Here is a 25732-nt window from a genome sequence, read left to right as displayed (position 1 = left end):
GTGGTTGGTGCACGCGAGAATGGATTTGTGATGCGAGTCGAGATTGCCCACCCCGAAGGGATCCGGTGGAACCCGGAATGCGAGACGGGCGACGGCGTACTTGTGCTTGCCGGGTCAAGCGGCCGTATCGATGGTCAACGCGCGCGCATATTCGCAGGTGAAGGGTGCGTAGCTGAGTCGATTCGGTGGTTCGGTGGCCCCGGTCAACACGACGGCCCTTGGGACATCCCTCTCGAGATGTTCCTGGGTCGCATTGACGTGCTTAAGAGGGACTGTGACCGCGTGTACGTGGTCGGAACGTCTTTTGGTGCTGAGGCCGCCCTCTTGTGTGGTGCCCACTCGGCCAGCGTTGACGGGGTGGTCGCGTTCGCCCCTTCCGATGTGGTGTGGGCCGGTTATGACGGCGCGCATGCCGAGACATCTCATTGGACGCTTACTGGCGCACGGCTTCCTTATGTGCCGTTCGACTGGCGACAGGACGTGAAGGAGAATCCGCCCCGATTCCGCCCGTTGTACGAGGGATCACGTCAAACATTCGCCGAACATATCCCGGCCGCCACGATCGCGGTGGAGGGCATCCGGAGTCTGATTCTCGTCGCCGGTGGCGACGACCAGGTGTGGCCGAGTGTGGCGCACGCCGAACGAATCCAGCGGCTGCGTGCCAGCCATGGGCTCACGACGACGATCGTCGCAGAACGGGAGGCCGGCCACCGGACTGTCTTACCGGGTGAGCCTGTAGTTACCGGCGGCATGACGATGCAACGCGGCGGTACAGAGGCCGCGGATCGACGCCTCGGTAGCCGCGCATGGGAAGTGATCACGGACTTGTTCGCTCTGTCGCGGTAGACGTTCCTCTTACGGGCCCTCTCCTGCTCTAAAGTCCCTCCGGCATCCGCACCAGTTGTGGCGCCCGTAAAGGGTCCGGCTTACGGGAACTTCGCGGTGAAGTGCGTCCGAACATCGTGCGCTAGCCGATCGGGTTCCTCGGCAGCGGCGAAATGGCCACCAGCAGCGGCGATTGACCATTGCTGGACGTTGTAGAGGCGCTCGTACCATTCGCGAGGCGGTGTCCCCGTAGGAGCGAACTCGTTTGCGAACACCGAGATGGCGGTCGGAACGCTCACGAAGTCTGTACTGGTCAGTTCCGTGCCGTGCCAGCGTGCATCGAAGTAGTCGCGCATTGATGGCGTGATCGAGTTTGTTGCCCAATAGAGCGTGAGGTTCGTGAGTAGGAAATCTGTCCCGAATTTCTCAAGGACGTCGCCGTCGCTGTCGCTCCAGGCTCGCCACTTCTCGATCAGCCACGCCGCGAGTCCAGCCGGCGAGTCGCTGAGCCCGTACCCGACAGTCTGAGGGCGAGTCGACTGGATAGAGCTGTATCCGCGCTCAGTAGCGTCCCACCCTTCCACGTGCTTGAGGTACGCCTTCTCTGCGGCGGAGAGAGGGCGGCTGCTCGCATCCAAGACAGGATGCATCTCCGGCGTGGTGATCATGATCCGGGTCGCCCGCTCAGGGGCAATGAGAGCGAGGTGGGTCGTCACCGCCGCGCCGAAGTCGCCGCCGATCGCTCCGAACTGCGAGTACCCGAGCTGCTCCATCATGTTGAGCCACAGTCCTGCCGTATAGGCGGCATCGATCCCAACCCGGCCCGGGCGTTCGGAGAAGCCATAACCGGGAAGCGACGGGATAAGCAGGTCGAAGTCTCGGGACAGGCGGTCCACAAGGGGCAGGAACTCGACGAAAGAGCTTGGCCAGCCGTGGGTGAGGATCAGTGGGGGCTTCCCGTTTCGAACGTGAATGAAATGCACCTTGGTGCCCGAGATTTCGGTCACGAAATGCGGGTAGCGGTTCAGTGCTCGCTCCTGCTCACGCCAGTCAAAACGCTCGGCCCACTCATCGACGAGCAATCGCAGGACGGTCCGATCCGTGCCCTGACTCCATGGAGCTCCAGGCGCCTCATCGGGCCAGCGCGTATTCCGCAGACGACTGCGCAGATCAGCAAGAACGTCATCAGGGACGTGGATGACAAAGGGTGTTGGGTTGTTGCTCATCCTCGAATGATGCCAGTTCGCGGTATCGATTGAGAACTGCCCCAGAATCGGACACCGGCAAGCGCGGTCGAACGCACGTTCGCGCCGGTCAGGGACCGTAAAGGGCCATGAAGCACGCGTAGAGTACGGGCCAGGAATTCGCCCCATAAGGGGTTCGGCTAACGGGCGCTCAGTCCATGCAAATCGAGGACGTATGCCTGGGTCGGGCGTCTCAACAGAGAATGCTGGAATGGTTCACCCAGCTGTCTCCATCCCATTTTCTCGTAGAGGTGCACCGCCGTCCGGTGATCGGCGAGTACGCGCTGTACGGATTGGTCGTAGCCACGTAGGGCTAGCTCGGTGGTGAGAACCATGAAAATTGGCACCGAGCCCGCGACCTTGTGCGTCTGGAGCGACGGCGAGGAGGCCGATCACCGGCGCGGCCGGCGGATCACGCACCAGACCACTGCCGGGCTTTGTGGCGAGCCCGAATCCGACGATTCCCGTGGCTGTGTCCTCGGCCACGATCCAACACTCTGAATCGTCGAATTTCGGTTGAGCTCGCTCAGCTGTCGGCACTTGACAAGCTCCGGCGGCAATCACCCCACGGATCTCCCCCTGCACGATCGCCCCTCGTGTTCCCGCAGCGCCTACTCGTGTCATCGCGACATCGCGTTCGAGCAGTGCGAAGACATCCTGGATCGCGGCATGATGTGCCCCGGCGATGAGTGTTTGCTTCCCGCCATCAGCAACTGCCCACAAGGTAGACACCGACTTCGGGGCGGAGAACGTCAGATCGAATCCCGCAACGGGGCGCTCGTCGACTTTGCCGTCTCTTCCACCTCAACCAACGCTGACTGCGCCGCGGCTTCTTCTGGAGTCAGATTCACCGGGATGCATGTGAAACGCCGCTCGACACGCTCGGCCGTGGTCGTGAACTTCGGGTAGAGGCGTTCGAGTTGTTCGCCAGTGTTCGGGTCCTGTCCGAAACCCATGAAACGGCGCAACTGCGTCTCATCCACCTCACTGCCACCTGAACGCTGCCGGGCAGTCCTTCCAGGCCTGATCCGGTCCAGGTGCCTGGCGGTGTCCCAAATTCAAGGAAATACCGTGAAAACGGTGACGCTGCATCCCGGACGCCGTCGCCTGCCACAACGGAGTTCAGCAAATACCGATAGTCCTGGACCACGGTTATAACTCTGATCGACACCGTCACACGCAACAGGTACGCTGATAACTCTCACCGCCGAGCGCTATGCCGAGCGGCGTCCTTTTCTCCGCTTAGCACCTCGTGAACAAACTCGACAGATCACGATTCGCATCACCAATGACAACCATGTTCAGCAAATACCGATAGTCATCCCCCGCACGCATCACCCACCTCGAACAGCCACAGACGAGGTGCTGAACTGCGGCGTGTGTGAGATTGCCCTCGCGACGGTCGAACAAGGACCGGCCTTGCTCCTCGCCATCTGGGCGCGGCCGATTGGCGACTGCACGAGACTTTCGACTAAATGCCGAGGTCCGGCTCGAACGCGCCCTCCTCGAGGCGCTCCTTGACCGCCATGAGGTACCGGGCGGCGTCGACGCCGTCGATGGTGCGGTGATCGTAGGACAACGCTAGGTACACCATCGAACGCACGGCGATCGCATCTGCCCCGCCAGCCGAGACGACCACCGCGCGCTTGACCACCGTGCCGGTGCCGAGGATCGCCGACTGGGGAAGGAAGACGACCGGGGTGTCGAAGAGCGCTCCGCGTGACCCCGTGTTCGTCAACGTGAACGTGCCACCCGCGAGCTCGTCGGGTTTCAGCTGGTTGTTGCGAGTGCGCTCCGCGAGGTCAGAAATCTGCGCGGTAAAGCCCGCAATGTCGAGCTCCGCGGAGTCACGAATCACGGGGGCCATGAGTCCGCGCTCCGTGTCGACGGCGATGCTCATGTGCTCCTGCCCCGGGTAGACGATGCTGTCACCATCGACGGTGGAGTTGATGATCGGGTGGGCGCGGAGCACCTCGGCTGCGGCCATCGCAAAGAACGGCAGGAAGGAGAGTTTGTTGCCGGTCTTCAGAAGGAAGTCGGCCTTGACCTTGTCGCGAAGACGAGCGACCCGGGTCACGTCAACCTCAACCACGGTCGTGACCTGCGCCATCGACGTCATCGACACGACCGCACGTTCGGCGATCACCTTGCGCAGACGCGTCATCGGCACCGTGGTACCGCGCAACGGCGAGACTTCGAGCGGCTGACGGGTCGCGACAGGGGCGGCGAATGCTGCAGCCCCAGCGCCGGCCGAGATGACATCCTCCTTGCGGATACGACCGCTGACGACCGTTCCCGAGACGGCCGCAAGGTCGACGCCCTGTTCGTTCGTGAGCCTGCGCACGATCGACGTCACGGAACCGGCCGGCACGGTGAGCGAATCTCCCATCGGCGCGGCAGCAGGCGCAGCGGGAGCGACCTCAGCTACCGGTGTGGACTCCACCGGGGCTGCAGACACCACCTCGACAGGAACAATGGGGTCTGCAGCTGCGTGTGTTGCCGAAGCCTCCGGGGCTGCCAGAGCCTCCGGGGCTGCCGCAGGCTCTGCTGCTTCGAAGACAGCCGGAGCCTCGCCTGTACCGGAACCATCGCCGATCATTACGAGTGCGGTGCCGACCTCGACGGTCGCATCCTCTGGGACCAGGATCACCTCGATGACACCCGCGACGGGTGACGGGATCTCAGTGTCGACCTTGTCGGTCGAGACCTCCAGCAGCAGCTCATCGACCTCGACCCGGTCGCCGACATTCTTCAGCCAGCGGGTAACTGTGCCCTCCGTGACACTCTCTCCGAGTGCAGGGAGGCTGACGGATTCGCTCATGCGCTTGTCTCCTTCGCAGCGTGGGATCGCTTTCAAACTTGTTGCAGCTTCAGGAGAGCGCCAATCGCTTCCCCTACCCCCTACGGGTATAGACTACACCCCGACCGGGTACGCCGGCACAGCTTCTCAGGAGGAAAACCCATGTCTACCCACCCACCCATATCACCGGCAAAGCGGTGGCTCGGCCTCGTGCTGATCGCCACAGCGCAGTTCGTCGTCATCATGGACACCTCGATCATCGGTGTTGCTCTGCCCGATATTCAGCGAGATCTCGGCTTCACGCCAGAGTCCCTGTCATGGGTGTTCAATGCCTACGTGGTTGCCTTCGGTGGCCTCCTCCTGCTAGGAGGTCGCCTTTCTGATGCATTCGGCGCCCGCAAAATTTTCGTGCTCGGCTGGCTCGTCCTGATCGCGGGATCGGTGATGGCGGGAACCGCCAGCAACGTCGGGCTCGAGGTCGCTAGCCGCGCCATCCAAGGTGCCGGTTCCGCAATGATCGCGCCAGCGGCGCTGACCCTGCTGATGATGCTCTTTGGCGGCACCTCCGATCTGCCCAAGGCATTTGCCGTCTACGGCGCAGCGGCGCCAATCGGCGGCACGGCTGGCGTCTTCCTCGGCGGAGTGCTGACCGAGTATGCGAGCTGGCCGTGGGTGTTCTACGTCACTATTCCGATCGCGGTCTTCGTCCTCGCGTTCGCAGCAACGGCACTTCCCCGAACTGTCCGAAAGGCATCGGGGTCGATCGACATCGGCGGGGCCCTCACCGTGACAGTCGGGCTCGCCGCAGTTGTCTACGCCGTAGTGAATGCCCCGGAAGTCGGTTGGCTCACGTGGTCCACCCTCAGCGTGCTGGCCGCAGGCATCGTCCTGCTCGTGATCTTCTTCATTATCCAGGCGCGCAGCCGCAACCCGCTGCTACGCCTCAGCCTGCTTCGCGCACCCCTGCTCGGGGCCGCTAACAGTGCCCAGCTGATGTTGGGTGCGGCCTGGGTATCGATGTGGTTCTTCCTGAACCTGTATCTGCAGCAGGTGCTCGGCGCGAGCGCCTTCGCCGCCGGCGCCGCACTTCTCCCGATGACCGGTCTCGTCGTTATCGTCATGATCGCGTTGGCGCCTCGGTTGCAGGAGAGATTCGGCGCGAAATCGCTGATCGTCAGCGGCCTCCTTTTGCTGGCAGGAGGAATGGTATGGCTCGCCTTCGTTCGCCCCGACGGCAACTATGCGGTCGATGTTCTGCCCGCATCGCTCCTGGCTGCCCTCGGAATGTCACTCGCGTTCGTTCCCTCGCTCGGTACCGCCATCAACGCTGCACCGCCCGCCGAGACCGGTGTCGCCTCAGGACTCGTCAGCACCAGCTATCAGATCGGATCCGCGCTCGGCCTCGCCGTCCTCACGGCAATCGTCTACGGCATCGCCGGCACTGACGCCTCCAAGGTAGAGCTAACTCAGGGGTACTCTGCGGCCTTCATCGGCGCAGCAGTCCTCGCTCTACTCGGAGCAATCATCACCGCAATCGCGATGACGAAGCCACGGGCATCCGTTAGGGCATCCGACGCATCAATCTCGGTCTAACAACTACCCCAACGATTAATCACTAGGAAGGAAACACACATGTCCACTCCGAAACTACTCATCGCCTACGACGGTTCACCCAACGCGCAAAGTGCAATGCACACCGTCGCAGGCCTTTTTCCGGGCGCGACCGCGGTGCTGTTCTATGCCCGCCAACCACTGGAAGGCTTCGCAGCGCACTTGGAAGGCCATCCGGCACTGGAGAAGCTGCAGGGTCTCGACGCGGCAGCGCTCGACGTATCGGAACAGATCGCGGCCGACGGCGCGCAGCTGGCCCGCGACCTCGGCCTGATCGCCGAGCCTCTCATCTCCTCCACCATGGCCACCGCCTCCGAGGCCATCGTGGACACCGCCGAGGAACTGAACGTCGATCTGATCGTCCTCGGTTCCCGCGGCCGGCGCGGATTCAAAGCGACTTTGCTGGGGAGCACCTCGGCGAGCGTGCTTCACCATGCCACCCGCCCGACCCTCGTGATTCCGTCGGATGCTGTGGCAGCAGCTCGCCGCAATAGCCGGGTTGCAACGCCCGCTGAGTAGGAAATCGCCGACGGCGCTCGTGCCGGGTCTGTCAGGCAGAGATGCATGACGGATCCGGCAATCAAGGGCGTAGCACGCAGAGTCGACCGAACAGCGATCTCGCAATCAGGTTTCCTAGTTCCCGACGGTCTCTGGCACCGATCGTTCCTGGCAGGTGTCCCCCACCGAGATGGACGGGGTTGGCATGCGCTGAGCGTCGAGCCCCGACCGGTTTCCTCACGGTTCCAGCCGCCGCGTCAGTGAAAGAAGTACCGTTATGCCTCATGTGATTACCCGTCCCGGCTCTATCAGTGGCATGTGGATTGCCGTGCTCCTGGCACTGACACACGCGGCCAACGATGCTCTCACAGCGGTTCTCGGAGCATTGTTACCCACACTGGAAGTGAAGTTCTCGGCAAGCCCGATCCTCCTCGCGGTGTTGGTCGCGGTGTTCAGCATCAGCTCGTCGGCGCCTCAGCCGGTATTGGGATCCGTCGCTGACCGTGTCGGGCTGCGCCAGATCGCCGCAATCGGTGTCGCCCTCGCCGCCATCACTTTGAGCCTTATCGGGGTGGCCCCGACAGTGCTCGTACTCATCCTTCTACTTCTGCTTGGCGGGCTCGGTTCCGCCGCATTGCACCCGATCTCGACAAGCATCGTCGGCGGCGCGGCGTCGAAGAATCCGAGCCTGGCCGTGGGACTGTTCACCGCAGGAGGAATGGTCGGCTTCGCTATCGGCCCGGTCCTGATTCTCTATCTGATTTCGCAATTCGGCATTCACATGACCCCTTGGCTGATGGTTCCCGGTCTCATACTCGCCGTGTTGGTTTACCTGCTGCTGCCCGATTTCGAACCTCATGCCATTCGGCGCACCCGGCTCCGACTCGTCAAGTCCGCATTCAACCGGCAAACGATCTTCCTCACCCTCGCATCAACCTTGATCAACCTGGCGTTTCTCACCTATACCAGCGCCGTTCCACTATGGCTGGTCAACGAACACCGCATCGAAACGAATGCCCCTCTTCTTGGCTGGACGCTTGCCGCCTTTTCCATCGCAGCGGCGCTGGGCGCAGTGGCGGGCGGTGTGATGTCACCACGCATCGGTGGCATCACCACGACGGTCGCCTCGTTGCTTGCTGCCACCGCTGCGTTCTTGGTCGTTCTCCTACTCCCGGCGGGAGGCGGCACGTTGATCGCTGGAGCGGTTGCCGGGTTCATGTTGTATGCGAGTCAACCGCTGCTCATCGTGGCTGCGCAGACGCTGAACCCGAACGCTCCGACGGCCGCTGCCGGGGTAGTCATCGGAATCGGCAGCGGTCTGGCCGGCCTGCTCTACATCGGCTCTGGGATCCTCCAAGGAATGATTGGCCTCATTCCCGCCATGCAACTCAACTTCCTCCTTCTCATCCCGGCCGCATTGATCGCCACACGAGGGCTAAGAGTCGCCACCGACAAGAGTCGATAGCAGTCCATCGCTCCCGGTTCTACGTTGAAAAGAAGTGGTGGGCTTCGCGCACTCAAAGAGTGATCCTTCTGCAGGAGTAGTCAACGTACTTTAGCCCGGCCGTGGAGCATGCTGCCGCAGGGCCGAGAGACAATTGGACTGCGCAGACGCCCAACGATCCCGTAAAAAGCGCTCACGCAGAAGCCTCGTGGCACCGTCACCCTCGCGGCCGAATGGTTGGTTGTAATTGCAGTCATCCGCCTCACCCTGGATTGATCCGACTCTCTCCCCCATGAAGGCACAACCATCCACCTTCGCTACCTCGTCATCGCCGCGGCGGCGATCATGATCGCCATGCTCGCTTCGGTATCCGCAATCATCAACGTCCCAGAAAGTTCCTGGTCTGAGACGAAAATAATGGCAAAGAACAACGCATCTCGTTCGAAACTCGAGACCTTTGTATACCATGCAATGGCCCGCAAGCCAAAAGGCCACGCAGCGCCTTGACAGGCTCTCAGACTTTGCAAAGGATTGCTGCATAGGAACCGGCGTTCTCGAGACGTTCCAAGCGCTGCTCGACCAGTGGGCCGACGTCATCGTTGCCAACGATGCAGCCCGGATCAGGTCATGTGCGGAACCTGATTGGGCAATCGTTGCCCCTAAAAGCGGACCGGGGCCTTGCGCCACTTCTCGTAGTCGTCAAGTCCGGGGATCTGACCCATTCCGCGATGGCCTTCGAAGTGCTCGAAGCGAGGGTCACGGGGAAGTCGCTGTGGTGCTCGCCCACGGCACTAGCGAAGGTCGTTGGCAAGGGACACCGTTCACCGCCGACGAGTACGTGACCAAAGTTTTCATATAACGGCCACACGGCTGGCGTCGCACATTTTCCGCTCTGACCCCGAATTATGCCTCAGCGCACTCACAGGCAAAAAGCTCCATGAACGCAGTCAACCCTTACCTGCTCTACGAAGATGTAGCATCGGCGCTGGTGTTCCTTTCCCGCGCCTTCGGCTTCGGCTTCGGCTTCGGCTTCACCGAGACACTGCGCCACGACGACCCATCCGGGTCCATCAGTCACGCCGAGATGCGCCGTGGTAACGGCACCATCATGCTCGGCGACCCCGGCCCGTCCTATCGCAGCCCGAAACACGTCAGAGCCACCACCGTCCAGATCCACGTGCAGGTCGACGACGTCGATGCCGCTTACGCGCGGGCACGCGCCGCCGGCGCGGTGATCACGAGCGAGCTCGAAGACCACGCTGACGGGGAGAGGCGATTCTCGGTAACGGATCCAGAAGTGCACGTCTGGACTTCGGCCACCCATTTCGTGACGTTCCAGTGTCGCAATGGCACACAGAACGAGCGTACGGGCCGGAGCTTTGCGGAGCAGAAAGCCCCNAGTCCTCGTTGCCCTGCCCTGCCCCGCCCTGCCCTGCCCTGCCCTGCCCTGCCCTGCCGATGATAAGGGAGCTGTTGATGGACGGCCCGTTCGAGTCGCGGCTCGAGTTCGGGCTGGATACGCTGCTGCATCGCGCGAAGCACCAGGACGGCTGACCGCCCGTTTGCCGGTCAGGACCGGACGAGGCGGGCGATCGCGGCGCTGGCCTCTTTGATCTTCACTTCCGCATCGGGGCCGTCCATGCGGACGGCGTCGAGCACGCAGTGCTTGAGGTGGTCATCGAGTAGCCCCAAGCCAACAGCCTGCAGGGCGCTGGTGAGCGCGCTGATCTGCGTGAGGATGTCGATGCAGTATTTCTCCTCATCGACCATCCGAGAGATTCCTCGAGCCTGTCCTTCGATCCGACGGAGCCGCTGAAGATACTTGTCCTTGTCCGTGATGTACCCGTGCGGGTGTACTTGTGTGAGGGGCATTGTGGTCATTTTCAGTTCCTTCGTTCTAGCGGCCCAGGATGGCCCGGGTGCTTGCTTCGGGGCCGAGATCGATGCGGCGCAAAAGCTGCGCGTTGAGAGCGACCACGACCGTGGACAACGACATCAGGATCGCCCCCACCGACATCGGCAAGACGAAACCAATCGGTGCGAGCACTCCCGCGGCCAGCGGCACGGACAAGAGGTTGTATCCGGCGGCCCACCACAGGTTCTGCTTCATCTTGCGGTACGTGGCGCGGGACAGCTCGATCACTGACAACACCGAGCGCGGGTCAGAGCTGGCGAGGATGACTCCGGCAGAAGCAATCGCGACGTCCGTACCCGCGCCGATCGCGATGCCAACATCGGCCTTTGCGAGGGCGGGAGCGTCGTTGACGCCGTCACCGACCATCGCCACTTTCTTGCCTTCCTTCTGCAGCTCCTCGATCTTGGCGGACTTGTCCTCGGGACGGACGCCGGCAAAGACGCGGTCGATACCAAGTTCGGCGCCGACCGCGTCCGCCACGGCCTGCGCGTCACCGGTGATCATGACCACCTCGACGCCGAGCTTGTGGAGGGCGTCGACGGCGTCGTGGGATTCGGGCCGGATCTCGTCGGCGAGCTTGAGGCCGCCGATGACAGCACCATCCTGGACGACGTGGAGAATGATCGCTCCCTCGTCTCGCCACTGGTCGGCGTGAACGATCTCCGACGCACCGACCTCGTCGAGCAACTTCGGTCCACCTACACGAACCTCTCGTCCGCCCACTGTCGCTGTGACACCGACCGCGGGGGAAGACGAAAACCCTGACGCCGTCGGCAGCGAAAGCTTCTTGTCGTGAGCGGCGCGCACGATCGCTTTGGCCAAGGGATGCTCGCTGTCGGATTCGGCGGCTGCGGCGATCGCGAGCACCTGGTCCGCGTCCAGGTCGCACGCCGGCTGCACGGCGGTGACGGTGGGTTCGCCCTTGGTGAGCGTGCCGGTCTTGTCGAAGAGGACCGCGTTGACCGTGCGCATGCTCTCCAGCGCAAGACGATCCTTCACCAGAACGCCGCCACGCGCGGCGCGCTCAGTCGCGATCGATACCACCAGCGGGATCGCCAGCCCCAGCGCATGCGGGCAAGCGATCACCAGAACGGTGATGCTGCGCACAACCGCAGCATCGAAGTTGCCCACAAGCGTCCAGACGGCGATCGTGATGACGGCGGCGATGAGTGCAAACCAGAACAGCAGACCCGCGGCGCGATCGGCGATCCGCTGCGCACGGGAGGAGGAGTTCTGCGCCTCGGTTACCAGCCGCTGAATGCCCGCCAGGGCGGTATCGTCACCGACGGCTGTGATCTCCACCCGCAGGCTCGAGTCCGTCGCGACGGTGCCCGAGGTCACGGTGTCCCCGATACCACGGCCCACAGGGCGAGACTCGCCGGTGATCATGGACTCGTCCATCGCGGCACTGCCGTCGACGATCGTGCCGTCCGCCGGAACGCTGCCGCCAGGCCGCACGACGACGACGTCACCAACCCGCAGCTCAGCAGGAGCGACCTTCACGATCAGGTCACCCTCCACGCGTTCAGCCTCGTCGGGCAGCAACGCGGCTAGGGAGTCGAGGGCGGAGGTGGTCTGCGCAAGGGAACGCATCTCGACCCAGTGACCGAGCAGCATTATGACGATCAGCAGTGCCAGCTCCCACCAGAACTCCAGTTCGTGGTCCAACAGCCCCAGGGTCGCACCCCACGAGGCCAGGAACGCCACCGTGATCGCGAGGCCGATCAGCAGCATCATGCCGGGCTTGCGGCCCTTGACCTCGCTGACCGCGCCGGTAAGAAATGGCCACCCACCCCACACATACATGACGGTGCCGAGGAGGGGGGCGATGAACGTCGCCCACCCGGGGACGTCGTAACCAAGGATCATCGCGAACATGGGCGACAACGTCACCACCGGGACGGCGATGATCAGGTTGATCCAGAACAGCCGATGAAACTGCCCCACGTGGTCACCGTGACCGCCATGACCCGCTCCGTGTTCGCCGTGACCGGAATGCCCCAGTGGGGTCTCGTGATCGGAGGGCCCCGCCTGCCCACCATGAGCGGAGTGATTCGAATGCTCCCCACGGCCGGAACCTGTCATAGGAGTTTCGTGTCCTTCATGCTTCTCACGGGTGAGATCGGAAACATGGTGCGCATCGTGGTCTGGTGGCATCGGCATACCACTAGGGTATACCCCGTTAGGGTATAAAGGCTAGGTGGTGTCCTCTGAAGGAGCCGAGCAGGTATTGTGAAGCCAAACCGAGACCGCGGCGAGCTCAGGTTTCGCACCGTTGCAACTCTGGGCTCGCCACAAGGTATAGCGACGTTTGGTTGCAGTCTCTCGATACTTGCCCTGCACCTCAGTCATGCCCGCCCGGCGTGAGCCCTGCGAGGAGGTTGAACGCTCCCGTGAGGATGTTGAGTGCGACAATGCCGACGACATTGGCAATCTCACGGTCGCTGTAGTCCTGGGCACGGATGCTGTTGACCTGCTTGTCGGTGATCGACGTCGGCTCTTAATATACCTGGAGGCCAAGGGCAATGATTGCAGCCAGGAGGCATCGGCAGACGACCCTTTCTGCGCCAGCTCGATCTCCTCCTCACTGATGCCGAGCGAGCGGCGACGATGTGCGACTGCAGTCACAGGCCGCATCCCTGTTGAGCCTGAACGGCGATCGAGATGCGTTCGCTGATCTTACGATCGAGCTTGGCAGGCCTCATGGAACGACTGAGTTGCAGCTAGCCACCGAGTACGGCTGGCGAGTGCGCCATCGTTGACACCATGGCGCCGACCTGACCGTGCCGGTCCACTAGCTCGCCGAGCAGATCGCGCGAGGCTCCTACAGCGGTCGCAGGCGTGAGGCGGGGAAGGCGGGGCATGGTGACTCCTTTACACTTCGAACAGTCTAGGGCGAGGGACGGGTATCGGGTTCGGTCGGAACGGCGTGCTGGGCCTGGAGGACGCCGTTGATCGCGAGGTCCGCTACATGCTCGTTGGCTAGGCAATAGAAGACCCTCAACCCGTGGTTACGCTCGGCGACGATGCCTGCCGCGCTCGGCCGCGCAAGCTGGCGAGCCACGATGCGAGGGGATCCGTCGACGATGTCGGCGAGATGATTCGCTGACATTTCCGTCTCCCGCAACGCGAGAATGATTTTCATCCGGACCGGATTGGCAAGCTCAGCGACGACGTCGACGGCGGGTAGAAGGTAGACAATATCGTACGTCACGGCACCATGAGCATCTGCGTGCATCCCTCCACTAAACCCCTCACCGGTACCGGGTAACAAGCGGCGATGCCGTGAGCATATACGTATAGAGGAGGCGAGAGGAGCTGCGCCTGGGTTATCAGCGGGTGCGCTTGGCGTCTCTCGTACCGAAGTGACGACAGGTGTTGATTAGGAGCGGACGAGTCGACGGATCGCGTCGCTGGCTTCCTTGATCTTTGTCGCAGCTTCGTCCTCACCGAGCTTCGCCGCGTCGAGGACGCAGTGCGAGAGGTGGTCATCGAGCAGGCCGAGTGCGACGACCTGCAGCGCACTGGTGAGGGCGCTGATCTGGGTGAGGATGTCTATGCAGTATTTCTCCTCGTTGATCATCTTGGAGATGCCGCGGGCTTGCCCCTCGATACGCCCCATTCGCTTGAGATATTGGTCCTTGTCGCTGATATAGCCGTGTGGCTGTGTGGATGGCTCGGATGAGGGTGACATCGTACGTTCCTTAGGTTCTCGCGGTTCAAGATAGGGCAGGGTGCGTGTGGCGAAGTTGAGATTACCCCGGTCGGCAGTGGAGCGCGTCCTAACCGTTGATAGGCTACAGGCCCCGTCTGCCTGCTGAGTCTGATCGTGCCCACTGGTCTGTCACTGTCTAGTATTTTGGAGCAGTGCGCCTGGACTATGAGCCTTTCTGTCGATATCGAACAGGGCCGTCCCGCCTGACTGTGACGGGACGGCCCTGTGAGTTTCAGCGAACGCTGCTCAGTGGTGGTGATGGGCTTCGTGTCCGGTCGGGACGGGGCCATGATGCGCTGCGGTGTCGCCGTGGTCGTGCGCTACGCCTGCTGACCCAGCCTCGTGGTCATGGGCGTGGCCGAGATCGTGCGACGCAGCGCTCGTGCGACGGTCGAGTAGCGCCCAGGTGACCACCGCAATGATCAGCCCGGTCGTGGTGATCAGCCCGCCGATCCAGTTCACCGATGCCAAGCCCAGTCCACCGTCGATGGCTGCGCCACCGAGGGTGATTCCGATAGCGCTGCCGAGGGTGAATGCCGAGATGTTCGCGGCGGACGCCACGTCCGGTGCGTGACCGGCGGCGTTCATGACCCGCAGTTGAAGGGGTGCGACGACGGAGAACGCGGTCACCCCGAAGACGAAGGTCATGATCACTGCGGTGATCGGGTTCTGAATGGCGAAGGTCATCGCGAAGAGCGCTACCGCCAGAGCTGCGAGCGTGCCGAGCACTGTCGGCATGATTGCCTTGTCGGCGAGCTCACCACCAAGAGCGTTTCCGACGAACAGGCCCGCTCCGAACAGCAGCAAGAGCGGGGTGACCCATGCCGCGTCGAATCCGGTGACCTCAGTGTACTGAGGTGCGAGGTAGACGAAGCTAGTGAACACACCGCCGTAACCGAGCAGTGTGGTCAGCAGCGCTCCCCACACAGCAGGCCGGGTGAGGGCGGTGAGCTGCTCTCGCAGGGTGGGTCCATGGCCGCCACCACCGAGGTGCGCGAGGGCGTGGGCGTCAAGTCCCTCGAACTCGCTTCCGGGTGCCGGCACGGCGTGGTCGTGGTCCTCCGCAGCAGCAGGAATGTCGACGTGCTCGACGCGCCCATGCCCTCCTGCGGATTCGTGGGCGTGCGCATCGACCTGTTCATGAGAGTGGTGTTGCACGTCGGACGAGAGCACCTCATGCTTCGTGGTTCGCGGCAGCGAGGTGAGCAGTCCGATCAGTGCGATCCCTCCGAAGACGACCAGGGTCCAGAAGGTGAACCGCCATCCGAAGGCCTGACCGACTGCGGCACCGAGCGGAGCGCCGAGCACCGTAGATGCCGTAAGCCCGGAGAAGACGATCGCTACCGCCCGCCCCTTCCGCTTCGCGTCGACAAGTTCCGCTGCGAAGACGGCCGCAATTCCGAGGAACGCACCATGGGCTGTGGCAGAGACCACCCGTCCGGCCATGATCAGCTCGTAGCTGGGGCCCAGCGCCGACAGCGTGTTGCCGAGGAGGAACACTGCAGTCGTCAGCAGCAACATGGACCGCCGTCCGAACCTGGTACCGATCGCTGTAAACACGGGCGCACCGATCGCCACGCCGAGCGCGTACATGCTCTCCAGCGCGCCGACCTGCCCGTACGTGACGTTGAGGTCTTCGGAAATCTCTCTAACGACTCCGGCGACGATGAACTCATCGGCTCCCATTGCGAATGCACCAATGACCATTGCCCAAATCGCTAATGGCAACTTTTTCATTTTTGCAGCTCCTTCCCGTTGCGGTTCGTGGTGCTCGGGTCGATCTGTATCGGCTCGTCACGCCATGCACGCTGCAACCAAGTACCCCCCTGGGGTATTCCCGATGCGACGCGATCTTCTTCTGCCGGGTCCTACCAAGTCGCTGGGCGCAGCGCTAGTAGCCTGCGCCAGCAGCTCACTGGAGAATTCGTCCGAATGATTCGAAGGAATGCCACTCATGGAGCGCCCCGAAGTCGAAGGCGCTATCGCGCCAAGTCATATGCCCCTGTGATCGACCGGCTTACGGGCGCTCGTCTGATTGGAATTCGTGCCGAGCGTTGTTCCGGTCATTCTGCAGGCTGGACGTGTGTGTTGTCGCTCGTCAGTGGCGTGCCGTCAAAGGACATCGGCACGAACTCCGGTATGCGAGCGTCATTGTCGTCTACCAGCACCGAATGATCTTCTCCAGCGACAAACGCGTGACGTTCGCCCCACTGTCGCAGCGTGACAATGACGGAAAAGAGGTCTTTGCCTGCGTCGGTGAGTTTGTAGAGCTTGCGTTTGCCCGATGGCGCATCGACTTGTTCGAGTAGTCCGTATGTGGTGAGTTTGCGGAGTCGGTCAGCGAGGATGTTGCGGGCGATGCCAGTCCGCTGCTGGAAATCGGTGAACGAGCGGGCGCGATCCATCGCGTCACGGATGACTAGCAGGCTCCACCGATCGCCGACCAGGTCAACTGTGCGAGCGACTGGGCATCTCGGGTCTGTCCACGCGATGTTCGCAGTCATATCGTGTCCCATCACGCCTCCATTGAGTTGCAGAATGCAATCATTCTGCTCTAGATTCAATTAAGTAGCAAATTGCAACTGAATGGGGTGGTTGGTATCAATGAGCGAACGAGGCTACTTCTTGCTGTTGTCTGCGGGGTTGCGGTGGCGAGCACGTACGCGGGCCAACCTGTCCTCGGCCAGATGGGCCTTGATTTGGATGTTTCGGTCGATGCGGTGGGCTGGTTCGTGGCCGCCGGTCAACTCGGCTATCTCGTCGGCCTAATTTTCCTGGTGCCGTTGGGAGACTTGCTTGACCGCAGACGGCTGATCGTCCTCCACCTTGCCTTGGTAGCAGCGAGCCTGGTCGTTGTCGCGGTCGCCCCTACTGCGTGGGTCGTTTTCGCAGGACTCGCGATAGCAGGACTGTTCGCCGTTGTGGTGCAAACAGCGGTTGCTTACGCGACGGAGCTCTCGGCTCCTTCCGAGCGCGGCCGTACCCTGGGAATCGTGACCTCAGGTGTAGTGATCGGGATCCTTGGTGCGCGGATCCTCGCAGGATTCCTCGCCGACCTATGGGGATGGCGCGGCGTCTACATCGTTCTGGCGGTCCTCGCTGCGATTCTCGCGTTGCTGGTGCCGCTCTTGCTTCCCGCCGATGTCCGCTCAAGTGCCTCTAAATACGGGCTCCTGCTCCGCTCGTTCGCTGGCCTGTTTACCCAGCCGGTGTTTCTCAGTCGCGGGCTGATCGCGTTCTTTCTGTTCGCGTCCTTCGGGGCGCTATGGAGCGGCCTGGCCCTTCCCTTGGCCGGTTCGCCGTGGTATCTCAGCGAGACGCAGATCGGGTTGTTCGGTATCGCTGGCCTTGTTGGTGCCCTCGGCGCCGCCCGAGCTGGTCGCTGGGCAGACGCCGGGCAGGCGAACCGCACCACCGGCATCGCGGTAGTGATTTTGCTCGCCTCGTGGCTCGCGATCGGACAGCTCACCTGGTCACTTGTCCTGCTGATCCTCGGAGTGATCCTGCTCGACTTTGCCGTCCAAGCCGTCCACGTCAGCAACCAGCACATCCTCACGACCTTTTATGCCAACCGCGTCAGCACCACCATTGGTGCCTACATGGTCTTCTACTCCACCGGCTCTGCCCTCGGAGCCGCTGCCACGACCGCCGTATATGCCACCGCAGACTGGCGGGGCTCGGTCAGTCTTGGAGCTGCCTTCGCAGCCGGTGGGCTAGTTACTTGGGTGCTCAGCTTGCGAAGCGCGAAACGCGCTGCTTGCCCCGATCACCTCAGAAAATAGATTCACTCTGTCTCAGTGAAGGTTCACCTGCCGGCACGACTATCGGTACCCGCGGACGTTGGTGGGTCGGCGCGAAGTGCATCCGTAGGCGTTCCCAACCACGCCCGCGGTGTTGCCAACCCGCAATAGAAAACGGCGAATCAGGCCGACGCTGCATGTGAATCGCCACCGCCGACTGGACGCCTCGTAACCCAGGTGTGTCGAAGCCCATAGGTGGCGGATTCAAGCGGTTATTGCAACAAGAGTTCGCCGATTGCTTCGATCGGTTTCTGAAATTGTAGGCGTTTGCGTGGTCGGTCCTTGAGCTCCGCGGCGACCCAGTCGAGTTCCTCGGAAGAGTGGATTGAGTGGTCGGTGCCCTTGGGGAAGTATTGGCGCAGGAGTGGAGTGGTCCCTGAAAGTTGGACCCACCCTTGATGCGGTTCCGGGGATCCGAGGTCGTTGAAGAACTCAACGTCGGCCGTGTAGTAGTCGGCCCAGATATCGGGCAGATCATTCTCGTAGCAGATCGCCTTTACCGGGCGCACCGGCTTGCAGGCGCCGCAGTCCGCGCACTCGTCCGGGTGGATGTACAGCATCCGATCACCCTCGTAGATGCAGTCGACAGGGCCCTCGTCGATACAGGCGCGATCCTTGACGTCCACGCAGGGAAGGCAATCACATACGTCATCGAATAACTCCGTTGCTTTTCGCGGGTACCGCCTGGACGTTTTCGTGTGGCACTGGGCCGTGGGGATCCGTGCGCGAACGGTCTCGGATGCGGACGCGCTTCACGGTCGCGACAAGGCAGAGCACCACGATCACGACGCCGACGCCGATCATCGCTCCCTGGAGCGTGATAATGGGAACGAGCAGACCTGCGACGATGGTGGGCACACCGAAGGCGAGATACGAGACGGTGTAGATGACCGCCATAACTGCCGCGCGCTCGGTCGGATCGACACGCGGCATCAGTGTCTTCAAAACCCCCATAAACGCTGTCCCGAAGCCGGTTCCGACTACCGCCACGGTGATCAGGTAAGCGGGGAGTGAGTGCAGCGCCAGGGCTCCCAGGCTGAGGGCGGTGCCGATGCCAAGAGCGGACGTTCCGTACACGCTGACGACGCGGGCCGACCGGCGGTGAAGGAGGACTGATGCGATAATGCCCGAGACCGCGAAGATCGGAATGGCGATGCTCTGCCCCGCGTGGGTCGTCGCACCGAACTCGCTCTTGACAACGGAAGATCCGAGGGCGAGGAACAAACCGTTGGTTGCCCATCCGGCGATGATGGCGGGAACGGCCACCACGAGCGCACGACGCAGGTACGCGGGAACCGCCAGCCTCAACGTGGTGCCCGTGACGCGCAGGCGAGCCGAGCGCGACGTTTCTGGAGTCGCCCATACCAGTGCGGCGATCAGAAGAAACACGATAGCGAGCGAGCCGAACACGGCGCCGGCGGGGTTGACTGTGAGATCGAGAACGATCGCTGCCGTGATCGCGCCGATTCCGAGCCCGGTCATGGCCGCGATGGTGTTCCACAGCGATGCTGCCTCCGCGTGCTTGGGAGGCGCGAAGTCGACCACCATTGCCGACAAGGCGGGGAGTAGTAGGCCGGCAGCGACCCCCTGGAGCGCCCTGGCCACGAGCAACATGGTCAGGCCGCCGGATTGCCAAAACATCACGAGGCTCACGGCCAGCAGCACGGACCCGACCGTGATGACGGGGCGTCGGCCGACGACGTCGGATAGTGCTCCTGTGAGCAGCAGGGCCGCGAGCATCGTGAATGCGTAGACGGCGAAGATTAGCGTGGTCGCGACCGGCAGCAACCCCAGTTGTTCGGCGAACTGCGGGTAGAACGGAGACGGTGCGCTGGCGGCAACCATCAGCAGCATGGTCGCTATGATGGCGAAGCTGAAGCTTCGGCGGCGTCCCGGGATGGGTATCTCTGACATTTAGGGATAGACCTCATGGAGCCGCTGGCCCCATTGGTAGACCGCGCCCACGGCGTCGATGCCGCTTGCACCGACTACGGCGCCTCCGTGCTCGTGCAGAACGATGAATTCCTCGGCGCTCTCGATGGGTGTGTCCTCCGGGTGTCCGGTGTAGCCAACTCCGGCGATCATCCGGCCGTAGATCATGGCCATGTGGGCGCTGCGGGGCCGGTACGGGCCGGGGTCCTCGCCTCGGCCGAGGACGTACAGCAGCATCTGAGCGGCGTGTGTTCCCTGTGCGGCCCCGTCGTCCCAGTGGTCGATGCGCCAGGTTCCGAGGTGGTTGTCGTGATGCACTGTCACGCCTCCCGCCGCGTATACGCTTTCGAAGTCGTGTGCGCGGAGTCGATCATCGACGTCGACGCTGTCGTGCCACGGTGCGGGGGCGATGGGCGTCGTGCCGAGGGCGATGATGACGAGGTCGGCGGAGAGGTCGGTTCCGTCATCGAGGGTGACGGTTGTCGCATCAATTTCAGGATGGATCCGGCTGATGGTGCGGCCGAAGTATGTGGTCACTCGGGACTGGTGATCGGCGGCAACGCGCGCGGCAACGGACCTCCCGAATGTGGCAATACCAGGCAGCGTGCTGCGGGCGATGAGGCTGATCTGGTGACCTTGTTCCTGCAGCGCCGACGCCGTCTCGGACGCGATCAGTCCAGCGCCATAGATCGCAATGCGCGCGGGCTTGCCGCACGCGAGGACCGCGTCCCTGATTCGCACGGCATCATCGAGCGAGTGCAGGGCGATAAGGGTTCCCTCTTGCGCGGCTTGTTCCGCGCCCGGAAGGTTGGCGTCGAGGCGGCGCGCTCGACTTCCGGTCGCGACGATGAGCGAGTCGTACATGATCGCCCTACCCGAGGCCAGGCGCACCTCTCGCGTTTCGGCGTCGATTTGTTCGGCCGTGTCCGCAATGAAATCGGCCCGCGGCATGGGCAGCCCGACGAAATCAGGCGTGATCCTGCCGAAGGCCACGTCTTTGATGAGCATGCGCGTGTATGGGGTCTCGTCGGTCTGTCCGACGAGAGTGATCGTAATATTGTCCTGTTTGGCGAGGGCGCGAGCGGCGGCTGTGCCTGCCGCTCCGGCGCCGAGTATCACGGCATGGTGTGCGGTCATGTGTTGCGTCCTCCGGTTTCGGGTGAGTGCGGTTGCGGCGTGCTGATTGCTGCTCCTGTGTTAGGAGCGCACCAGTCGGGCGATTGCGTCAGACGCTTCGGCCATCGTGACCTCACTGACCTGTTGCCCAGCGGCAGCGGCGTCGAGGACGCACTGGCGAAGACCATCGTCCAACAGGCCGAGCGCAACGCTGTCGACGGCCTTGGTGATGGCAGAGATCTGCGTGAGGATATTAATGCAGTAGCGCTCTTTGTCGATCATCCGGTCGATGCCACGGACCTGACCTTCGAAGCGCCTGAGCCGGTTGCGGTACGAGTTCTTGTCGGTGATGTAGCCGTGGTTCGCCGCGTCATGCCGGCTGGTTGGGCATGGAGACACTTGTGCCTCGGCGGTTGGGCAGTGTCCTCGGTTCCGTTCCGGTCAGCGAGGTTCACGGCGCGCGAGAGTGGGCCGTGAACCCCGCGTCCGTGTGTTATGCCATGTTGGCGGCGTATTTGGTGGGGTCTGAGTCGAAGGCTGGCCCGCATCCGCCGCAGCAGAAGTAGTACCGCTCGCTTTCGTGGTCGCGGTAGAGACCGACTGCTTCTGCGGCCTTCTTGCTGACGGGGTTGCCGACCATGACCGGGCAGGTGGTCATATCGTCGCTCGTGCTGCCGCCCATTAGGTTCTCGCGGCCGTTTCCTGCCGTGGCGGGGTTGGGTGCGGTGGTGCTGCAACAGCTGGAGGTTGCCTCGAGGTCGTTCGTCATGCTGGGTGATTCCTTTCGCATTTTCTGTTGGTGGTGTGGGGGTGGTTGCGTTAGTGCTTAGCGACGCTTTTGAACCCGCGCAGGCGCAGGCTGTTGCCGACGACGAAGACGCTGGAGAGCGCCATTGCCGCCCCGGCAAGCATGGGGTTGAGCATTCCGAGCGCCGCGACGGGGATCGCCGCGACGTTGTAGGCGAACGCCCAGAACAGGTTGGTCTTGATCGTTCCGAGCGTCTTGCGGGACAGGCGGATCGCGTCGACCGCGCTGCGCAGGTCGCCGCGCACCAAGGTGATGTCGGATGCTTCGATCGCGACGTCGGCGCCGGTGCCCATGGCAAGTCCGAGGTCGGCCTGGGCCAGGGCGGGGGCATCGTTGACGCCGTCGCCGATCATCGCGACGATCCTCCCTTCCTTCTGAAGTCGGATGACCACGTCGACCTTGTCTTTCGGGAGCACTTCGGCGATGACCTCCTCGATGCCCACCTCTGCGGCGATCTGCCGGGCGACGGCTTCGTTATCTCCTGTGAGGAGGATCGGAGTCAACCCGATCGCCTTGAACTGTGCGATCGCCTCGGCGCTGGTCGGCTTGACCGTGTCGGCCACGACGAGAAGGCCGCGCGCCTGCCCGTCCCAGCCCACCACGACCACGGTTTTACCTTCGCCCTCAGCGCGTGCCTTGGCGGAAGTCAGTTCATGGCTCAGTTTCTGAGACCACTCGGCGAGCAGCGAATCACGGCCAACCAGTACGGCGTGGCCATCGATAATGCCCTGCACGCCCTTGCCTTCGATGTTTGCGAAGCTTTCAGGGGTCAGCAGCGCGCCGACTTCCTGCGTTGCACCCTTGGCAATCGCCTGCGCGATCGGGTGCTCCGAGGCATCCTCTAACGCACCGGCCAGCCGCAGCAGTTCGGTACGATCGGTGCCGGCTTCGACAACCACGTCGACCAGGGTCATCTTGCCGGTGGTGACCGTACCGGTCTTGTCGAGCACGACGGTGTCGATCTTGCGGGTGGATTCCAGCACTTCCGGACCTTTGATGAGTACACCCATCTGCGCGCCACGGCCAGTGCCGACCAGCAGTGCCGTCGGCGTTGCCAGGCCCAACGCGCAGGGGCACGCGATCACGAGTACGGCAACTGCGGCGGTGAACGCCGCGGTCACGGGGAATCCCGCGCCGAGCCAGCCGCCGAGTGCGACGAACGCGATTACGATCACGATCGGCACGAACACGCCGGAGATCCTGTCGGCGAGGCGCTGCACCTCGGCCTTTCCGGTCTGAGCGTCCTCGACGAGCTGGGCCATCTGCGCCAGCTGCGTGTCCGAGCCGATCCGGGTCGCACGGACCACGAGTCGACCGCCGACGTTCGTCGTGGCGCCGGTGACGGTGTCGCCCTCGGAGACCTCAACCGGGACCGCTTCACCGGTAAGCATGGATGCGTCCACTGCTGACGTGCCGGAGACCACGACACCGTCGGTGGCGATTTTCTCCCCCGGACGCACGAGGAACTCGTCACCAACTTGCAGATCCTCAACAGGGATTTTCGTCTCGACCCCACCGCGTAGTACCGCAACTTCTTTCGCGCCAAGCTCGAGCAGTGCACGCAAGGCAGCACCGGCCTGCTTCTTCGACCGCTTCTCGAAGTACCGACCGGCGAGGATGAACATCGTCACACCAGCGCCCACCTCGAGGTAGATGTTCGCCGCACCATCGGAGGGTGCCAACGCGAACTCGAACGGGTGTGTCATGCCCGGGGTGCCGGCGGTGCCGAAGAACAGCGCATACAGCGACCAGAGGAACGCGGCGGAAGTGCCCATGGAGATGAGAGTGTCCATCGTCGCGGCGCCGTGCTTGAGGTTTGTCCACGCGGCCTTGTGGAATGGCCACGCCGCCCAGAGGATCACGGGAGCAGCCAGCGCGAGCGAGGCCCACTGCCAGTAGGTGAATTGCAAAGCGGGGATCATCGCCATCGCGATCACGGGCACGGTCAGTACGATCGCGCCGATCAGCCGATTGCGCAGCGACAGCAGTTCCGGGTCCGCGTCGTCAGCGTCACCGGCGGCTGCACCGTCCTTCTTCTGGCCCTTGGGAGCGGGCATCACGGCCGAGTACCCCGTCTTCTCGACCTCGGCGATCAACAGCGCCGGGTCATACCCGTCCGGGACAGTGACCTTCGCCTTCTCAGTCGCGTAGTTCACGGTCGCAATGACACCGTCGAGTTTGTTCAACTTCTTCTCGATCCGCATCGCACAGGAAGCGCAGGTCATCCCGCCGATCTCCAACTCGACGCCTGTCCCCATACTCGGGAGCGCTGATGTACTCATGTACTATTCCTTCTATTAGCTGTGGCTGAGTGCTGCAGCCATCAGCTGCAGCAGAGGCGAGACTCGACGATTAATGCCCGTCCTCGTGTGATTCGCCATCGGGGCCTGTCGCGCCATCGCCGTGAGTAGCATCGAGCACGAACTCGGCGGTATGCACCTGGCCGTTGACCTGGAAATCCAGGTACAGCATGTAGCGGCCCGCGGTCGGGGCCTCGGCTGCGAACGCGATCTCCGGACCGGATATCTCACCGGCTCTGGGTTCTTCGCCCTCGGCGTGCACGTGCAGATACGCGAGGTCGCCGTCACGCAACGCAACGAGGTGACCGAACGCACCCAGATACGGTTCCAGGGCGGTAACCGGCTCACCATCACGCGTGATGGTGAGCATGAGTTCGCTCGCTGAACCCGCTACTAGGTCGCCATCGAGGGAAACCGTGAAGCCGCCGACCTGATCAACCTGTGTCGGTTGGGGTGCCACGGGAGCGAACTCCCCCGCCACCTGAACAGTGCGTGTGAGCGTCAGACCGGATGCATCTGCACCTGCCGGCGTGAAGTCTGCAAACACTCGATAGCTCCCGGCTGCAGCCCATTCCCACGGCAACGACCACGTGCCCGTGGATACATCCAGCACCGGGTGAACGTGACGGAACTGACTGCCATCGGACCGCGCCACGATCAGATGCAGGTCCTTATCGTGTGCGGTCGTATATTCCGTGACCGGTGTGCCCGACGCATCCTGAATCTGGAAACTCAACTCGCCGGGTTCGCCAATCCCCGCAGGAGCCTCAACGGGCGACAGCACATACCCGTTGAGGCCAAGCGCAAGGCCCTTCAAATTGTCCGCAGTAGCGCTCGTCGAACCATTGACGCTGGTTGCGCCGGAATCGTGGCCGTCATCGTGATTGTTCATTTCAGTGCCTTTCGTCCAATCGCTTACAACACTCGTGGGGATAACGGCGTCAGCGAGACCGAATGCACCGCCGAACGCCACCACCAACCCGAGCCCATACAGAGCAAGCCGTGCGCCCGCGTTCATACCGTCCGCACCGCCGAGTAGCCCGCCTCCGCCACGGCCGCCAGAATCTGCCCATCCTCGACGGAGTCGGAGCTCGTGACAACGAGCTTGCCCGTCTGCGCACTCACTTGGATGTCCTCGACCCCGGCGATCTCGGCGACCTCTTCACGAATCGACATCTCGCAGTGCCCGCAGGTCATGCCCGTCACCTGGTATTCGTTCGTGGCCATCGCATATCCTCTTCCCGTTTGCTGGTACCCGTACCGGGTATGTGTGAGCCAACACTATACCCCGACGGGGTATTCCGCAATTGGGGGTGCTGGGACGCTGGCTACCGTTATTCGATACCAGAAGGCACTCGTCCGTGCTGCGAACTTCAGACGGCGGAGCGCTCTTCGCGGCCTCGTCTCGTGCGACGCCACGAATCTGACGCCGCGAATCAGCCGGCCCCCGCCAAAACGCGGCTCATCATGAATCAACTTGCTTCAAGAGCCTCTCCTGGGCAGTCGCGAGCACCCGGCGCTCCGCGTGTGGTGACACGAGTCACGGGCAGCACCCTATTCATGTCTCAGCCCATCGTCGTGCGCCGGGCGACTTTCATGAACGTCACCGATCCAGTGGCATGCGAAGAACTCAAACTCGTACACCTGTCAAGGGCCATGAGGAACGGCCCACTGGCGGCCACTAGTAATGCCCGCTGGTGGCCATGAAAACTGCCCAGTCATGG

24 protein-coding genes and 1 pseudogene are annotated in these 25732 nt (G+C 62.8%); 6 read left to right on the top strand and 19 right to left on the bottom strand.

What is annotated here, in order from left to right; all coding sequences use genetic code 11:
• The first annotated feature begins 30 nt into the window (after positions 1-30).
• The gene (locus CXY77_RS00990; RefSeq protein WP_092341448.1) at positions 31-846 is read left to right on the top strand and encodes an acyl-CoA thioester hydrolase/BAAT C-terminal domain-containing protein; all 816 of its coding nucleotides are present in this window, start codon (positions 31-33) and stop codon (positions 844-846) included.
• An 80-nt stretch (positions 847-926) separates the two neighbouring features.
• Here CXY77_RS00990 and CXY77_RS00985 read toward each other — a convergent pair whose 3' ends face one another.
• The 4 genes from CXY77_RS00985 to sucB all read right to left on the bottom strand — a co-directional run bounded on the left by CXY77_RS00985 (position 927) and on the right by sucB (position 4917).
• Positions 927-2051 (bottom strand): epoxide hydrolase family protein, encoded by a 1125-nt coding sequence (locus tag CXY77_RS00985; RefSeq protein ID WP_092341447.1) that lies wholly within the window; start codon positions 2049-2051, stop codon positions 927-929.
• A gap of 234 nt (positions 2052-2285) precedes the next feature.
• Positions 2286-2801, bottom strand: a complete 516-nt coding sequence (locus CXY77_RS20975; RefSeq protein ID WP_369831281.1) for a GNAT family N-acetyltransferase — start codon at positions 2799-2801, stop codon at positions 2286-2288.
• Positions 2802-2821: 20 nt separating this feature from the next.
• Positions 2822-3052: a hypothetical protein gene (locus CXY77_RS00975; RefSeq protein WP_092341445.1), complete on the bottom strand. Its 231-nt coding sequence runs from the start codon at positions 3050-3052 to the stop codon at positions 2822-2824.
• Positions 3053-3540: 488 nt separating this feature from the next.
• Entirely contained in the window at positions 3541-4917 is a 1377-nt protein-coding gene (sucB, locus tag CXY77_RS00970; RefSeq protein WP_255409957.1) for a 2-oxoglutarate dehydrogenase, E2 component, dihydrolipoamide succinyltransferase, read from the bottom strand.
• A gap of 114 nt (positions 4918-5031) precedes the next feature.
• On the opposite strand from sucB, the gene CXY77_RS00965 reads away from it, so the two are divergent.
• The 4 genes from CXY77_RS00965 to CXY77_RS00950 all read left to right on the top strand — a co-directional run bounded on the left by CXY77_RS00965 (position 5032) and on the right by CXY77_RS00950 (position 9884).
• Positions 5032-6462: an MFS transporter gene (locus CXY77_RS00965; RefSeq protein WP_092341443.1), complete on the top strand. Its 1431-nt coding sequence runs from the start codon at positions 5032-5034 to the stop codon at positions 6460-6462.
• 39 nt (positions 6463-6501) lie between these two features.
• Positions 6502-6999, top strand: a complete 498-nt coding sequence (locus tag CXY77_RS00960; protein ID WP_092341442.1) for a universal stress protein — start codon at positions 6502-6504, stop codon at positions 6997-6999.
• A 256-nt stretch (positions 7000-7255) separates the two neighbouring features.
• Complete coding sequence (locus tag CXY77_RS00955) at positions 7256-8443, top strand: MFS transporter (protein WP_092341441.1); 1188 nt, start codon at positions 7256-7258, stop codon at positions 8441-8443.
• Positions 8444-9359: 916 nt separating this feature from the next.
• Positions 9360-9884, top strand: coding sequence for a glyoxalase/bleomycin resistance/extradiol dioxygenase family protein (locus CXY77_RS00950; RefSeq protein ID WP_104129421.1), 525 nt, complete (start codon positions 9360-9362; stop codon positions 9882-9884).
• 107 nt (positions 9885-9991) lie between these two features.
• On the opposite strand, the gene CXY77_RS00945 is transcribed toward CXY77_RS00950, so the two are convergent.
• The 7 genes from CXY77_RS00945 to CXY77_RS00915 all read right to left on the bottom strand — a co-directional run bounded on the left by CXY77_RS00945 (position 9992) and on the right by CXY77_RS00915 (position 16556).
• Entirely contained in the window at positions 9992-10303 is a 312-nt protein-coding gene (locus CXY77_RS00945; protein WP_092341439.1) for a metal-sensitive transcriptional regulator, read from the bottom strand.
• A 16-nt stretch (positions 10304-10319) separates the two neighbouring features.
• Positions 10320-12500, bottom strand: a complete 2181-nt coding sequence (locus CXY77_RS00940) for a heavy metal translocating P-type ATPase (RefSeq protein ID WP_369831280.1) — start codon at positions 12498-12500, stop codon at positions 10320-10322.
• A 560-nt stretch (positions 12501-13060) separates the two neighbouring features.
• Positions 13061-13201, bottom strand: coding sequence for a hypothetical protein (locus CXY77_RS20455; protein WP_233197149.1), 141 nt, complete (start codon positions 13199-13201; stop codon positions 13061-13063).
• Positions 13202-13227: 26 nt separating this feature from the next.
• A complete protein-coding gene (locus CXY77_RS00930; RefSeq protein ID WP_233197148.1) occupies positions 13228-13551 on the bottom strand; it encodes a metalloregulator ArsR/SmtB family transcription factor in 324 nt (107 codons plus the stop codon).
• Positions 13552-13719: 168 nt separating this feature from the next.
• Complete coding sequence (locus CXY77_RS00925) at positions 13720-14031, bottom strand: metal-sensitive transcriptional regulator (RefSeq protein WP_092112347.1); 312 nt, start codon at positions 14029-14031, stop codon at positions 13720-13722.
• Between the two features lie 267 nt (positions 14032-14298).
• Positions 14299-15789: an MFS transporter gene (locus tag CXY77_RS00920; RefSeq protein ID WP_104129419.1), complete on the bottom strand. Its 1491-nt coding sequence runs from the start codon at positions 15787-15789 to the stop codon at positions 14299-14301.
• A gap of 326 nt (positions 15790-16115) precedes the next feature.
• A complete protein-coding gene (locus CXY77_RS00915; protein ID WP_255409956.1) occupies positions 16116-16556 on the bottom strand; it encodes a helix-turn-helix domain-containing protein in 441 nt (146 codons plus the stop codon).
• Positions 16557-16643: 87 nt separating this feature from the next.
• Here CXY77_RS00915 and CXY77_RS00910 point away from each other — a divergent pair, with 87 nt between their 5' ends.
• Entirely contained in the window at positions 16644-17834 is a 1191-nt protein-coding gene (locus tag CXY77_RS00910; RefSeq protein ID WP_255409955.1) for an MFS transporter, read from the top strand.
• Positions 17835-18194: 360 nt separating this feature from the next.
• Here the strand turns inward: CXY77_RS00910 and fdxA are convergent.
• From fdxA to CXY77_RS00870, 8 genes and pseudogenes are all read right to left on the bottom strand, one after another.
• Positions 18195-18504: pseudogene (fdxA, locus tag CXY77_RS00905) on the bottom strand (ferredoxin); the annotation flags it as partial.
• A complete protein-coding gene (locus tag CXY77_RS00900; protein ID WP_104129418.1) occupies positions 18501-19766 on the bottom strand; it encodes an MFS transporter in 1266 nt (421 codons plus the stop codon). The pseudogene fdxA and the gene CXY77_RS00900, both read right to left, overlap by 4 nt.
• Entirely contained in the window at positions 19767-20921 is a 1155-nt protein-coding gene (locus CXY77_RS00895; protein ID WP_092341433.1) for an FAD-dependent oxidoreductase, read from the bottom strand.
• A gap of 60 nt (positions 20922-20981) precedes the next feature.
• Positions 20982-21299 (bottom strand): metal-sensitive transcriptional regulator, encoded by a 318-nt coding sequence (locus tag CXY77_RS00890; RefSeq protein ID WP_104129417.1) that lies wholly within the window; start codon positions 21297-21299, stop codon positions 20982-20984.
• A gap of 94 nt (positions 21300-21393) precedes the next feature.
• Complete coding sequence (locus CXY77_RS00885) at positions 21394-21669, bottom strand: hypothetical protein (RefSeq protein ID WP_092341431.1); 276 nt, start codon at positions 21667-21669, stop codon at positions 21394-21396.
• Positions 21670-21719: 50 nt separating this feature from the next.
• Entirely contained in the window at positions 21720-23990 is a 2271-nt protein-coding gene (locus CXY77_RS00880; protein WP_092341430.1) for a cation-translocating P-type ATPase, read from the bottom strand.
• A gap of 70 nt (positions 23991-24060) precedes the next feature.
• Positions 24061-24900: a heavy-metal-associated domain-containing protein gene (locus CXY77_RS00875; protein WP_369831279.1), complete on the bottom strand. Its 840-nt coding sequence runs from the start codon at positions 24898-24900 to the stop codon at positions 24061-24063.
• Between the two features lie 122 nt (positions 24901-25022).
• Positions 25023-25235 (bottom strand): heavy-metal-associated domain-containing protein, encoded by a 213-nt coding sequence (locus CXY77_RS00870; RefSeq protein WP_092112330.1) that lies wholly within the window; start codon positions 25233-25235, stop codon positions 25023-25025.
• Positions 25236-25732 lie beyond the last annotated feature (497 nt).

The organism is Cryobacterium sp. N21 (assembly GCF_002929575.1).
Classification (GTDB): domain Bacteria; phylum Actinomycetota; class Actinomycetes; order Actinomycetales; family Microbacteriaceae; genus Cryobacterium; species Cryobacterium flavum.
This window is presented reverse-complemented; position numbering and strand designations above follow the sequence as displayed.